We start from the raw sequence: 13,438 nt of genomic DNA, 5'->3' as shown, positions 1-13,438 counted from the left end.
GCGACGCGCGGTGACGGCCGGAGTTCGGTCACCTCCGGAGTTGAAGGTGCGCGCGCGTGCGCCAGACCGTGTACAGGTGCCCGCCCGCGCCCGCCAGTACGGTGGCGGCCAGGACCGGGAGCCCGCCGCCGGTCACCGCGTCCAGCAGTAGCGGCAGGGCGCCGAACCACACCAGCGCGCTGCCGGTCGCGATCAGCACGGGACGGCTGAAGGGGTGCAGCAGGACCAGGGAACGCAGCTGCCACAGGGGGAGGAGCTTGCGGACCAGGACGGCGGCCACCAGGGCCACCGCCGCGCCCGCCGCGCCGTGCGAGGGCACCAGCAGTACGCACACCGCCACGTTGGCCAGCAGTGACATCACGTTGTTGAGCAGGTTCAGCCCGGTGCGCCCGGTCATGGTGAGGATGAGGTCGCCCATCCCCAGCACCTGGGCGGCCAGCTGGCCCGTGCACACGATGACCAGCGCCATCACCCCGGTCGAGTACTCGGCCCCGAACAGCTTCATCACCTCGGGCGCGAACACCAGCGCAGACAGGTACAGCGGCCAGGTCAGGCAGACCAGCCAGGACGTCCCCGCCTGGTAGAGCGCGCGCACGGCCGCGTGGTCGCGGGCGGCCAGGAGCTCGGCGAACCGGGGTTGGGCCGCGTACAGCACGGCCTGGGTGCCGAACTGTCCGACGACCATGATCCGGGTGGCCGCGGTGAAGACGGCCGCGCCGGTCAGCCCGTTGAGCAGGGCCACCATCACCACACCGCCGCGCTGCACACCCATCTGGGCGACCCCGCCCAGGGCCCGGGGCAGCGAGAACGACCAGAACCCGGCCGGGGTGACCCGCTCCTCCTCGGCGGGAGTGCCGGCGGTCGCGGGCGCGTCAGCGGGTTCGCGCGGCTCCTCGGGGGCCGTCCGGCGCACGATCCGGCCCAGCCAGAACCAGGCCAGCACCGCGGCGGGCAGGTAGGGCCCGGCCCAGGCCAGGGCGAGCAGCCCGGCCGAACCGCTGAGCGCGATCATCGCCACCAGGCCCAGCTGCGCCAGCGGGCGGCCCACCTTGTCGACCAGGACGGTCACCGACATGTCGTGGTGGGCTCGGGTGGCCGCCAACGCGGAGTCCGTGAGCACCGCGAACGGTAGGAAGAGCGCCAGGATCCGTAGGTAGGTGGTGGCTTCCTCCGGTCCCAGGGCGTCCGCCAGAGGCCGGGCGAAGACCACCAGCAGCACCGAGACCAGGCAGGCCGCCAGCACGGCGGGGCCCAGCGCCAGCCGCAGCAGCGCCGGGACCCCGCCGTGGCGGCCGAAGACCCGCATCCGGGCGATGAAGTACACCAGCCCGTCCGGGGCGCCGAGGTTGGCCACCGCCGCCATGATCAGGAACACCGACGTCGCCGAGAACAGCAGCCCGGCCGTCTCCTGCGAGAACGCCCGGGTGATCGCGATGATCAGCGCGAGGTTGAGCGCCGCGCTCACCACCGCGCCCGCCATGTTGACCACCCCGCCGCGCAGGACCCGGCGCAGGCCGCTGTCCGGTCGGGCCTCGGTCGGGGTCACCGGCACCACGAGGGAGTGCGGCCCCACCAGGCGGCGAGGCGGGCGTCGCTGTCCGCGAACCGCGAGGTGAGTTCGGCGCGCAGGGACTCCGGCAGCACCGAGCGCTTACGGGCGTTGTGCCTCCCCAGGGTGGTCCGCGGGTCCAGCGGCAGGTCGAGGAAGCGCATGATCCCCTCCAGCGCCGCGGGGCCGCCGCCGAACAGGTCCGCGTAGTCCACCACGTGCATGCGCTCGCGTCCCACGGCCCGCTCCATCCGGACCAGCTGGTCGACGTAGCGCCCCCGGGCGACGTAGCCGTGGTGCTGGTGGGAGTGCGAGTGGTGGGCGGGGTCCGCCACCAGCCGCTCCTCGGTCCCGGACAGCCGTTTGTCCTCCAGGTCGAGCGCACGCCCGAACGGTTCGGTCTCGAAACCCCGCGCGGTCTCGTGGGCGTGCGCGGAGTAGGCCCGCTCGACCGGGTCGCGCAGGATCACCACGATCCGCGCCTGGGGCAGCTCCCGGGCGATCCGCTCGGCGGCCAGCGGGTGGAACAGGTAGTAGGGGCTGGACTCGAAGACCCGGACCCGGGGCCGCCCCCACCGCGCGCGCAGGGTGGCACGCAGCGGGAAGTGCGAGCGGTACCAGGTGAGCCCGTGCTGGTACCCGGTGTCGAAGTAGTGGACCCCCTTGCGCAGCACCGGGCCGGTCGCCGCCGGGTGCTGGGACAGGGCCTTGAACAGCGAGGTGGTGCCGGAGCGCTGGGCCCCGCAGATGAGGAAGTCGGGCAGGGCGCGGGCGGAGCTGGTCAGCCCGCCCAGGCCGTCGGCGAGGGGGAGCAGGGCGCGCCTGGCCGGGACGGCCAGACGGTTCAGGGGCGAGGTGGCCCGGGGCATCGCGAGCTCCTTCGAAGTGCGTCGGCGGGATCCCCTTCGTGGCGGGGACCCGGTGGGTTGCGGATCCCCTTCGTGGCGGGGACCCGGCGGTGTGCGGATCCCCTTCGTGGCGGGGACCCGGCGGTGTGCGGCGGGACGGCCCGGCGCGGTGGGGTGCGGTGCGGCGTTCAGCCGGTGATGTGGGTGGCCTCGTGGGCCGCTCTCTCCTGAAGCCCTTCCAGCGCGGGCAGCAGCCAGTCGTCGACGGCGGCGAAACCGCCGCCGTTCTCGGCCTGGCGGTCCTGGAGGTAGCGGGTGGCGAGGTCGATCAGGTACAGCGCCATCACGGTGGAGACGACGTGCTCCCGCAGACCGCTCTCGGCCATCAGCGGGTCGCGCAGCAGTCGGGAACCGCTGTCCAGCCAGCGGTGCACGCCCGGGTGGACCCCGGCCTGCACGGCCTCGTTGAGGTCGTAGTGCAGGGCGTCGAACCCCGCGGGCGCGTCCATGGCGAGCCGCTCCCAGTCCCACACGAAGGCCCTGCGCGCGGTGCTGGCGATGTTCCACCTGGTCAGGTCCCCGTGCCAGGCCCCGAAGGGCAGTGACACGTCCGGGAGGCGGTGCAGTGCGGCGTGCAGCGGAGCGGCCTCGGGGCGGGCGCCGAGCTTGGCGATGCGCTCGTCCAGGGATCTGCGGTAGGGGCTCGCCGAGAGTCTGCGCTCGCGCACCCGCGCCAGTCCCACGATCTGGGTGACGCAGCGCAGCAGCTGGTGCCGGGTGGGCCGGTCCGTCTGGTCGCCGACCGGCAGCGCCTCCTGTACGAGCAGCGGGTGGCCGTTCCATTCGCCGTCGTAGAGCAGTCGCGGCACGGTCACGTCCCGCAGCCGGGCCCCGGCGAGGTGGCGCAGCGCCCGGGTCTCGGCGCGGACCAGACGGGAGGTGAGATCGTTGATGGCGACCTTGGCGTAGCCGATGGTGCGCCCGCCCGGGGTGAGCAGCAGCAGGACCGGCTTGCGGTTGGCGCGCGGCGGTCCGACGTGGATCGCGATGGACAGTTCGCGGTCCAGGGCGGTGGCGAGCGCGTGCTCGATCCCCGGTCCCGCGCCCACGTACAGCCGGTCGCGCAGCAGCAGCGGAGCGATCCCGGTGGCGAACGCGCCGGTCAGCAGCAGGGTTCGCAGCCGCTCGCGCAGGGAGTGGCCCTGGGCGAAGGAGGTGATGCCGCGGGTGGCCGCCGAGCGGTTGTGCGCGGGCAGGATCACCCTCGGGTTGTGCGCGTTGGGCACCGGAAGGTACTGGTTGCCCCGGTTGCGTCGGGCGGTCCGCCGCAACGCCCCGTCGCCTGGCCCGAGCAGGCCCCCGCAGGGCCACAGCACGGCCGCTAGGTCGGTCAGATAGGTGGTCTCGCTGTTCACCAGGCACCCCCGCCGGTGCGCGCGGTCACCCGACGGCCGAGCACCGGTTCCTCGACGCGCCAGAGCAGGGCGACGGCGATCATGGTGACGGCGAGGGGGGACATCAGCGCGACGTAGAAGAACATGTACCAGAACAGAAGCAGGACGGTCAGCAGGGCGCCCTGCCCGACCGCCGTCGACGCGGACCGGTAGCGCCAGGCCACCGCCGCGAAGAACGCGAAGAGCAGGAAGGTGCCGACCCAACCGCTCGAGATGAGGGTGATCCACAGCTGACCGGCGTTGCCGATCACGTGTTGTCCGCAGCCCGGGCACTCGGCAGTGGGACCGATCGCGATGGAGTCGGAGCTGCCCAGCGACTCCCGGGTGGTGCCCCAGCCGTTGACCGGGGACAGGTTCGCGGCCTCGACGGAGGCGGAGTTGGTCGCCGCCCGCCCGTCGTCGCTGTGCGGGTTGTCCGCTCGGGCCCGTACGACGTCGGCCAGCGGTGACAGCACCAGCGCGATCAGTACCGCCACCACGGCCAGCGCTCCGGTACTGACCAGGACCACCCGGCCCCGGCGCAGCGCCTGGGCCGCGCCGAAGGCCAGCGACAGCGCCAGTCCGGCCCACAGCGCGCGGTTCAGCGAGTACACGACCGGGACCACGGACAGCGCGACCGCGGCCAGGGCGCCCAGACGGATCCAGCCCGAACCCTGGACCGCCCAGCCCACCACCACCCAGATCAGCAGCAGGGACAGCATGTAGCCCCAGACGTTGGTGTACTCCCAGGGGGCCTTGGGCCGGGCCGAGTCGATCCCGCCGAAGACGTCCATGATCTGCGCGGACGCCGGATGGATCAGGGTGTGCATGTAGGGGTCGTCGGCCAGGGAACCCGGGACCAGGTACTCCAGCGGCGCGGTGAACTCGAACCGGGGCGCGAACATCCCGAGGTAGCCCCCGGCCACCGTGACCAGGCACAGCACCGCCAGGGCCCACACCACCAGCCGGACCGGCAGCTCCCGCTCGGTCAGGTTGCCGACGTACAGCAGCAGCACGGTCAGCACCAGGTAGTTGACCACCCGCAGCAGCGCGCCCGCGTAGCCGCCGCTGTCCGGGACCGTCCCGGGCATCTCCAGCGGAACCAGGGCCAGGCCCAGGACCGTCCAGACGACGAACAGCCCCCACAGCCAGAAGTAGGGCGGCACCCGCAGCCCCGTGGTCCGGTGGCGGCGCACCAGCTCGGCCAGCATGGGCACGGCGAACAGCCAGTAGGCGAACTGCCCCATGCCCAGCGCCCACCACAGCGGGTATCCGGCCAGCAGCCAGATCAGCGGCCGGCCGGTGACCGCGGCCCCCTGCCCGGGCGGGACCGCCCAGGAGCCGTCTGCCACGTGCCAACCCCGCGGGGAGGCACCCCGGAAGGCCTTCCCCGGGCCGGTCAACGCCGCGACCCGGCGGGCACCTCGGCGTGGTTCGGCTTCGAGGTCCTCCCGGGACCGGACCCGGCCTCGGCCTCGGCCTCACTGGGGCGCCGGGGCGCGGGCGGCACGGGCAGCGGGGCCGACGGGACGGGGCCGGGGTCCGGTTGGCGCGGGACGGTGATCGCCCCCGGAACGGTGACCCCGAAGCGCTCCCCGGCGGTGACCGTCCCGGTCAGGTCCGCGCGGCGGCTCCGGCCCAGTTCCACCACGGGCAGCAGGACGTCGGCGGAGGCGGCCAGGGCGTGGGCGTCGGCGCGCTCGTTGACGGCGGCGGCGGCGATCACCACGAACTCCGCGTGCGGGCGCAGCAACTCCACCAGTTCGGCGGCACCGCCCTGGATCGGGGCGGCGGTACCGGGCTTCCCGTGGCGCAGCACCCGCAGGCGGGGGACGTCGGCGGGGCGGACCTCCAGCTGGGTGGGGTCCTCACCGTCCACCAGGACCTCGGTCAGGCCCGGGCCCTCGGTCAGCCCGAGGAGTTCGGCGGCGGTGCCGGTGCGCGGGTCCGCGCAGACCAGCAGGGTCTCGGAGCCGGTCCGGGCCAGTGCGGCGGCCAGGTTCACGGCGGCGGCGGTGCCCGCACGCCCCGGGGTGGTCCCGGCGACCACGATCACGTGGCCGGGGGCGGGCTCGTCGGGGTCGGCTTCACCGGCGGGGGCGCTGCCGGGGGCCGTGGCCGGGGACTGGTCGGCCAGGCGCGCGCGGACCAGGTGCGCGAATCCGTTGGCGCGCTGGCCGTCGGGCTCGTCGTCGGTGAGCAGACCGGGGGAGCGGTCAGGAGAGCGACCGGTGCGCTTACCCGGCGAGGACAGGTCCAGCAGTACCGGCACCGTGCCGATCCGGGCGGTGTCCTCGGTGTCGTGCAGGCGCGGGTCCAGGCGGTCGCGGACCAGGGCGGCCAGGAGTCCGGCGATCAGGCCGAGGGTGGCGCCCGCGACCAGCCACAGCGGAGGAAGCGGGGAGGAGGGGGATTCGGGCAGGCCGGCGGGGGTGATGACGTGGCCGGGGGAGACCGTCTCGTGGAGTGCGCTCAGCGGGCTGATGCCGTTGCCCAGGTCGCCGATCTCCTGGCGCAGCGCGTCGGCCTGGGCGTCGGCGCTGACCCGCTCCGCCCCCTGCGCGGCGGCGTTCTCGGCGGCCAGGTCGGACAGCCGTTCGTAGAGTCCTTCCTGTTCCTCGCGCAGGGCCGCCAACCGGCCGCTGATGACGGCCCGGGCCTGCTCGCCCCGGTTCTCCAGGTAGGAGGCGGCGAGGGCGTCGGCGCCCGCCTGGGCCGCCTCGGGGGAGCGGGCGGAGTAGTGGAGTTCGAGGATGTTGCTGTTGGAGGGGACGGTGACGTCGATCCGCTCGCGCAGGTCGGCGGGGGCGGGGTCACCCGGGAGCGCCTCGGCCATCCGGGCGGTGACCCGTTCGGAGAGCACCACCTGGGCCTCGCTGTCGAGGTTGACGTCGCCGGTCAGGCGCCCGGAACGCTCCCCGGTGAACTCGGCCATCCCGGTCGGGTGGACCTGCACGACCGCGACGGAGGTGTAGGTCGACGGAACGGCGAACACCCCGGCGGTGGCGAGGACCAGCCCGCCGAGCACCCCGGCGCCCACCAGACGCCAGCGGCGCCTCAGCAGCGCGGTGTACTCCTTCAGTTCCGGTCCGGACGAGCCGGGGACATCGGTGTCCATCGGGTCCTCTCCACGCAGACATGACAGCACTTTTAGTGAACGATTGCATACTAAGTGTAATCCCTTTGGCTGTGCCTGGTGGTTTGAGAAACAACCCTTTTCCCAGGGATGGCTGTCCGGAAACCGGCGATGACGTGTGAGGCCGCACCGGGCACGCCGAAGGGGGCGGCGGAATCCCTCCCGCCGCCCCCTCACCCAGCGTGTCGAAGCTCCTGCGCCAGCTCGGGCCGACCGTTCGGCTCCTCGGTTCCCGTTCGGCCCCTAGGCTCCGATGACCACCGGGGGCAGGCCGGTGCCCGACTCCCAGGCGGTGTCGCACTCCTTCTGGGTGGACACCGTGTGCGCTCTCGCGGAACAGTCGCGGAACTCGGAGACCTCGTCCTGGTAGACGAACAGCACCGTGATCATGATCGACGACACCACGATCCCGATTACGCCCAGAGCCACGCTCAGCAGCGCGCCCGGAGCCTGTGAACGGTGCGTACGCGCGGCGCGTCGGGCGCGGAAACCCTGGACCACGCCGAACACGGACAGCACGACACCGTAGGGCGGGAGCAACAGACCCGCCAGGCCGAGGAACAGTCCCCACAGGCCTCCTCGTTCGACCTTGGGTGGCTGGCCGTCGGCACGGGGCTCCGGGCTGTTGTCGGTCACGGGTTCACTCCTTCGGGGACGCCCTCGCACGGTGGGGCGCCGTGGTCCGCTCTGCCTGGAGCGGAACGGGTGGTGTTGGTGACGCGGGGCCGCACCCTCCTGGCGAAGCCTTCCGGGGGAGGCGGGCAAGGTCCGGTCCGCGTGAGGTAGACGCTACCCGGCCCGATAGGGTGGGAACGCGGACGGGCCGAGTAGGCCCAGGCCTGGCGTCTGTACCAGGCGTACGCGAAACCCGGATGCTGCGCCGTCCCCCGGCGCCCCCGGGAGCGGGGACCCAAACCCCCGCACCGTTCTTCTACACATGAGGGAGAAGCACGCTTTGTCCGCGCGAGTGGTGGTTCTCATATCGGGGACGGGCAGCAACATGGCCGCCCTGATGGAAGCCGCGAAGGACCCCGGCTACGGGGCCGAGATCGTCGCAGTGGGAACGGACCGCGAGGGAACTCGCGGTGTCGAGGTCGCCAAGGCGGCCGGTGTACCCACGTTCGTCGTACCTTTCCGTTCCTTCTCCGACCGGTCGGCCTGGGACACGGCCATGTCCGACCGGATCGCCGAACACGAACCCGACCTGGTGGTCTCCGCCGGGTTCATGCGCATCCTCGGACCCGCGGTGATCGGCCGCCACCAGGCGGTCAACATCCACCCGGCGCTGCTGCCCTCGTTCCCCGGCGCGCACGCCGTGCGTGACGCGCTCGCCCACGGTGTCCGCATCACCGGCACCACCATCCACTTCCTCGACGAGGGCGTCGACTCCGGTCCGATCATCGACCAGGTCGCGGTACCCGTCGAGGACGGCGACGACGAGTCCAGCCTCCACGAGCGGATCAAGGTCGTGGAGCGGCGAATGCTGGTCGACACGGTCGGCCGCCTCGCCCGCGAGGGCTGGAGCATCGACGGCAGGCACGTGCGGTTCGGCCGCACCGACACGAAGGAGAACCGGTGACCCAGCAGGGCATCAGGCGTGCGTTGATCAGCGTGTACGACAAGACCGGCCTGGAGGCGCTGGGCATCGGCCTGGCCGAGGCCGGGGTGGAGATCGTCTCCACCGGCTCCACCGCGGCCCGCCTCACCGAGGCCGGGATCCCGGTCACCCCCGTCGAGGACGTCACGGGTTTCCCCGAGATCATGGAGGGCCGGGTCAAGACCCTGCACCCTGGCGTGCACGCGGGTCTGCTCGCCGACCGCGGCAATCCCGACCACGTCGCCAAGATCGACGAGCTGGGCATCGCCCCCTTCGACCTGGTCGTGGTCAACCTCTACCCCTTCTCCGACACCGTCGCCTCCGGTGCCTCCGAGGCCGACTGCATCGAGAAGATCGACATCGGCGGCCCCGCGATGGTGCGCGCCTCGGCCAAGAACCACGGCAGCGTGGCGATCGTGGTCGACCCCGCCGGTTACGACGCCACCCTCGAGGCCGTCCGGGACGGCGGTTTCACCCTGGAGCAGCGCAAGCGCCTGGCCGGGCTGGCCTTCCAGCACACCGCCGCCTACGACGCCGCCGTGGCGGACTGGTTCGCCGGCGCCTACGCCCCCGACGCCGAGGCCGAGTCCACCGGCTGGCCCGCCTTCCGCGCCTCCGTGCACGACCGCGAGGCCGCGCTCCGCTACGGCGAGAACCCGCACCAGAAGGCCGCGCTGTACACCGAAGCGGGCTCGGCAGGCGGCGGACTGGCCGGTGCCGAGCAGCTGCACGGCAAGGCCATGTCCTACAACAACTACGTCGACTCCGACGCCGCCCTGCGCGCGGCCTACGACTTCGACGAGCCGTGCGTGGCCATCATCAAGCACGCCAACCCGTGCGGTATCGCCGTGGGCGCGGACAACGCCGAGGCCCACCGCAAGGCGCACGCCAGCGACCCGGTCTCCGCGTTCGGCGGCGTGATCGCCACCAACCGCGAGGTCGGCGCCGAGCTGGCCGCGCAGATCGCCGAGATCTTCACCGAGGTCGTCGTCGCCCCCGGCTTCACCGCCGAAGCGGTCGAGACGCTCGCCAAGAAGAAGAACATCCGCCTGCTGGTCGTCACCGACCCGGCCCAGGGGCCGCGCGTGGAGACCCGCCAGATCAGCGGCGGCCTCCTGGTCCAGGAGACCGACGTCATCGACGCCGAGGGCGACGACCCCGCCACCTGGACGCTGGCCACCGGCCAGGCCGCCGACGAGGCCGTCCTCGCTGACCTGGCCTTCGCCTGGAAGGCCGTGCGCGCGGTCAAGTCCAACGCCATCCTGCTGGCCGCCGACGGCGCCACCGTGGGCGTGGGCATGGGCCAGGTCAACCGGGTCGACTCCGCCGGGCTCGCGGTCTCCCGCGCCGGTGAGCGGGTCAAGGGCTCGGTGGCCGCCAGCGACGCCTTCTTCCCGTTCGCCGACGGCCTGGAGATCCTGACCAAGGCCGGGGTGCGCGCCGTCGTCCAGCCCGGTGGTTCGGTCCGCGACGCCGAGGTCATCGCCGCCGCCGAGGCCGCCGGGGTCACCATGTACCTCACCGGCACCCGCCACTTCTTCCACTGATCCGGCTTCCATCAACCCCTGCCAGCGAGGAGCAACGCATGAGCGCGATCGTTCTGGACGGAAAGGCCACCGCCAAGGCCATCAAGGAAGAACTGGCGGAGCGGGTGGCCAAGCTGCGGGCCAAGGGGATCACCCCGGGGCTGGGCACCGTCCTGGTCGGTGACGACCCGGGCAGCCACACCTACGTGCGCGGCAAGCACCGCGACTGCGCCCAGGTGGGCATCGCCAGCATTCGCCGCGACCTGCCCGCCGACGCCACCCAGGAGCAGGTGGAGCAGGCCGTCCACGAGCTCAACGAGGACCCTGCCTGCACCGGCTACATCGTGCAGCTTCCGCTGCCCAGGGGCATGGACGAGAACCGGGTGCTCGGGCTGATCGACCCGGACAAGGACGCCGACGGCCTCCAGCCGGTCAACCTGGGCAAGCTCGTGCTGATGGAGAAGGCCCCGCTGCCGTGCACTCCGCGCGGCATCGTGGAGCTGCTCAACCGCTACGACGTGCCGATCAAGGGCGCGGAGGTCGTCGTGGTCGGGCGCGGTGTCACCGTGGGCCGGCCCCTCGGCCTGCTGCTGACCCGCCGCTCGGAGAACGCCACCGTCACCCTGTGCCACACCGGCACCCGTGACCTGGCCGAGCACACCCGCAAGGCCGACATCATCGTCGCCGGCGCGGGCGTACCGGGCCTGATCACCAAGGACATGGTCAAGCCGGGAGCCGCTGTCCTGGACGTGGGTGTGTCGCGCACCGACGACGGCCTGGTCGGCGACGTCGCCCTGGACGTGGCCGAGGTCGCGGGCCACATGTCCCCCAACCCCGGCGGCGTGGGCCCGATGACCCGCGCCATGCTCCTGGTCAACGTGGTCGAGGCCGCCGAACGCCAGGCCGGTCTGCTGGTCTGATCGCCTGATCCTCCCGGTGCCCGGGTCCGCTCCTCACCGAGCGGACCCGGGCACCGTGCGTCTTCGGGGAAGGCGCGGTACCCCGGGCAGGGCCGGGTCACCGCCGTTTCCACCACGAGCGGTCGGCCTCGTCCCTCTCCCGCTGCTCCTCGGCCTCACGGGCCGTGTGCTGGGCGGCCCACTCCGCTGACGAGGCTCCGGAACGCGGTCCGGTCCCCTGGTTCTGGGGGCGGGCGGGGGATTCCGAGGCTGATTGCTGGCCCGATCGGGGCCGAGGAGGCCGCTGAACAGGGACGAGAGAGAGGGAGGCTCCGCCGCCGGTCGGGGCTGGCCGGAGGGCGGGGCCGACCGCTGAGCCCGGCCGGGCGGCTGGGGCCAGGCCGAGGGCACGGCCGCCCGGACTCCTGCGTTCGCCGGTGTCCCCTGATCCGAGCTCGGCGGCTGCGGCCACCCGGTGGGTGCAGCCGTCCGGGTACCTGCCGGTACCGGTGTCTCCTGACCCGTCCTGTCGGCTCCCAGCCTGCCTGGCAGGCGGTACCGTTCGATGCTTTCGGGGTCGCCCGGGGTCCGGTCTTCCACCTGTGGGCTCCTTCAGTGGAGGGGCGTCGCTCCGGGGGCGGGAGCGGGCGCACTCGAGGCACACCCGGTGTCCACCCCACCACGTGCGCGCCCGCGCGAAACCGCCCCGGGGGCGGCTGACCGCCCTCGGCCGTTCCGGCGGGTGCGGCTGGCGCGCGGCTGGTTCAGCTGGCGCGGCGTGAGGAGCCGGTGACGGGCATGGGGCGGACCAGGCCCAGGGCGACCACCTCGTTGGCCAGGCGGGTGCGGCGGTTCTGCCCCTCGGGGATGCGGAACTTCTGGTAGAGCCGCAGCAGGTGCTGTTTGACCGCGGCCTCGGTGACCACCAGGGCCTCGGCGATGTCGCGGGCGGTGGCGGGTGCGACGAAGGCCTCTTCGGACAGGGCGGGCTGGCACAGGGCGGTGAGCACGTCCAGTTCGCGGCGGGTGAGTTCGGGGGCGGCGCCGCGACGGAGCTCGATGTCCGGGCTGAGCTGCTCGCTGGGCAGGCCGCCGATCCGGCAGCGCGCGTTGCCGAAGCTCACGACGTCGCCCTCCTCCAGCACACGGCGGGCGATGGGGCGGCCGTTGACGCGGGTGCCGTTGCGGGACAGGCCCAGGTCCACCACGTAGACGTAGGGTCCGCGGCGGACCAGTTCGGCGTGCAGCTGGGACACGCTGGGGTCGTTCAGCCGTATGTCGGCGCCCTCACCGCGGCCGACCGTGGTGACCTCCTCGGGGAGCGGGCGGACGTCCCCGGTCTCCTCCAGCCGTAGATAGGGACCGTCCACGGAGACTCCTCCCGGGCTGGTGGGGCGCGGTCGGTGGGGGTGCGGTCGGCGGTGGGTGAGGTTCGGCTGTCGGGGGCTGGCCGTTCGGTCGACACGTCGAGTGGGCTTCATGGGGGTGGTCCTCGCTCACCGGTGCACTCATCTCCACTTTGGTTACCCGGCTGATACGTGTTCTACGCGCTTACTTCGGAGTTAGGCGGACAAGACGCGGAAATACGGCTCTGTGACCGAACCGGAAGTAGGAAACGGTCACGGGTGTCCCCCAAGGGAGACAAGTCCGTTTCCGTGAGCCCTGGGGCTTCGGCTGTGCCGTTCACTACAATGAGCGAGGTCTCTCCAGGATGAAGGTGCCCCTGTTCGTGCGGGGCGGCCGGAGCCACCAGGAACATGAGCCACACTGGAGTGCTGTTCGGTTTCGGACAGCGCTCTCCCGACTGGTGGCCGGTCTGTGCCAGACGCCCGGGGAGAGGCCGTCAGAACGAGCCGCGCGGCGGCCAAGCAATTCGGAAGCGAACAGGTCGGGACGCGGTGGACGACGCGGAGCAGGCTGAGGTGGCGGAGTCGGTCGGGAAGAACCCGGACGGTGACCCGGAGAAGCCGGAGAAGCCGGAGAAGGCATCGGGCAGTGTGCCCGAAGGTCGCAGGAAAGTGCCGTACTGGCTTTCCCAGGTGCCCTATGCCCTGGTGCTGTCAGCGCTGGCGGCGGGGATCGTGGTCGTGGCCGCGGCCTACTTCAAGCGCGGTCCGGCGATCATCGCGGGCGCGCTGCTGCTCGCGGCCACCTTCAGGCTGTTCCTGCCCAAGGACTGGATCGGCCTGTTGGCGGTACGTCGGCGCTGGGTCGATCTGCTCACTCTGGTGTCCCTCGCACTCCTCCTGATCGTGTTGGCCTGGGTGGCGCCGCAACTCTCCGCCTAGGCGTCGAATAAGCTTGATGTCGAGATACTGCGACACCGACAAGCACCGCCTCCCCGGGCAGCACGGACACCGGGCGGGATCAGGGGATTGCCGCGCGCGCGGAGACTGGACCGGCCACGAACCGGCCCCGGTTCTCCGCCGCACGAGGCGGTAGCGAAGACT

11 protein-coding genes are annotated in these 13,438 nt (G+C 72.5%); 4 read left to right on the top strand and 7 right to left on the bottom strand.

Annotation, left to right across the window (positions count from 1 at the left end; translation table 11 throughout):
• Positions 1-28: 28 nt before the first annotated feature.
• The 6 genes from NE857_RS29325 to NE857_RS29300 all read right to left on the bottom strand — a co-directional run bounded on the left by NE857_RS29325 (position 29) and on the right by NE857_RS29300 (position 7,602).
• A complete protein-coding gene (locus tag NE857_RS29325) occupies positions 29-1,573 on the bottom strand; it encodes a lipopolysaccharide biosynthesis protein (protein WP_254418550.1) in 1,545 nt (514 codons plus the stop codon).
• Positions 1,543-2,418 carry a sulfotransferase family protein gene (locus NE857_RS29320; RefSeq protein ID WP_254418549.1) on the bottom strand — a complete coding sequence of 292 codons (876 nt, stop codon included), beginning with the start codon at positions 2,416-2,418 and terminating at the stop codon, positions 1,543-1,545. Before NE857_RS29320 ends, NE857_RS29325 begins: the two co-directional genes overlap by 31 nt.
• Positions 2,419-2,585: 167 nt before the next feature.
• Entirely contained in the window at positions 2,586-3,812 is a 1,227-nt protein-coding gene (locus tag NE857_RS29315) for a phosphotransferase (RefSeq protein ID WP_254418548.1), read from the bottom strand.
• Positions 3,809-5,182: an O-antigen ligase family protein gene (locus tag NE857_RS29310; RefSeq protein ID WP_425572076.1), complete on the bottom strand. Its 1,374-nt coding sequence runs from the start codon at positions 5,180-5,182 to the stop codon at positions 3,809-3,811. The genes NE857_RS29315 and NE857_RS29310 overlap by 4 nt, the downstream gene beginning before the upstream one ends.
• Before the next feature lie 47 nt (positions 5,183-5,229).
• Positions 5,230-6,948, bottom strand: a complete 1,719-nt coding sequence (locus NE857_RS29305; protein WP_254418547.1) for a Wzz/FepE/Etk N-terminal domain-containing protein — start codon at positions 6,946-6,948, stop codon at positions 5,230-5,232.
• Between the two features lie 261 nt (positions 6,949-7,209).
• Positions 7,210-7,602: a DUF4190 domain-containing protein gene (locus tag NE857_RS29300; RefSeq protein ID WP_254418546.1), complete on the bottom strand. Its 393-nt coding sequence runs from the start codon at positions 7,600-7,602 to the stop codon at positions 7,210-7,212.
• A gap of 331 nt (positions 7,603-7,933) precedes the next feature.
• On the opposite strand from NE857_RS29300, the gene purN reads away from it, so the two are divergent.
• The 3 genes from purN to NE857_RS29285 are packed head-to-tail and all read left to right on the top strand — an operon-like array spanning position 7,934 to position 11,009.
• Positions 7,934-8,545, top strand: a complete 612-nt coding sequence (gene purN / locus NE857_RS29295; RefSeq protein WP_301184366.1) for a phosphoribosylglycinamide formyltransferase — start codon at positions 7,934-7,936, stop codon at positions 8,543-8,545.
• Positions 8,542-10,110: a bifunctional phosphoribosylaminoimidazolecarboxamide formyltransferase/IMP cyclohydrolase gene (gene purH, locus NE857_RS29290; RefSeq protein WP_254418544.1), complete on the top strand. Its 1,569-nt coding sequence runs from the start codon at positions 8,542-8,544 to the stop codon at positions 10,108-10,110. The genes purN and purH overlap by 4 nt, the downstream gene beginning before the upstream one ends.
• A gap of 38 nt (positions 10,111-10,148) precedes the next feature.
• Positions 10,149-11,009 carry a bifunctional methylenetetrahydrofolate dehydrogenase/methenyltetrahydrofolate cyclohydrolase gene (locus tag NE857_RS29285; protein ID WP_254418543.1) on the top strand — a complete coding sequence of 287 codons (861 nt, stop codon included), beginning with the start codon at positions 10,149-10,151 and terminating at the stop codon, positions 11,007-11,009.
• Between the two features lie 743 nt (positions 11,010-11,752).
• Here NE857_RS29285 and NE857_RS29280 read toward each other — a convergent pair.
• On the bottom strand, positions 11,753-12,358 hold the full coding sequence (locus tag NE857_RS29280) for an FHA domain-containing protein (RefSeq protein ID WP_254418542.1): 606 nt from the start codon (positions 12,356-12,358) through the stop codon (positions 11,753-11,755).
• Positions 12,359-12,886: 528 nt separating this feature from the next.
• Here NE857_RS29280 and NE857_RS29275 point away from each other — a divergent pair.
• Positions 12,887-13,276 carry a DUF3017 domain-containing protein gene (locus NE857_RS29275; protein WP_254418541.1) on the top strand — a complete coding sequence of 130 codons (390 nt, stop codon included), beginning with the start codon at positions 12,887-12,889 and terminating at the stop codon, positions 13,274-13,276.
• Positions 13,277-13,438 lie beyond the last annotated feature (162 nt).

The sequence above is a fragment of the Nocardiopsis exhalans genome, assembly GCF_024134545.1.
Classification (GTDB): Bacteria; Actinomycetota; Actinomycetes; order Streptosporangiales; family Streptosporangiaceae; genus Nocardiopsis; species Nocardiopsis exhalans.
The sequence above is the reverse complement of the archived record's forward strand: the minus strand, read 5'-3'. Positions and strand labels throughout refer to the sequence as shown.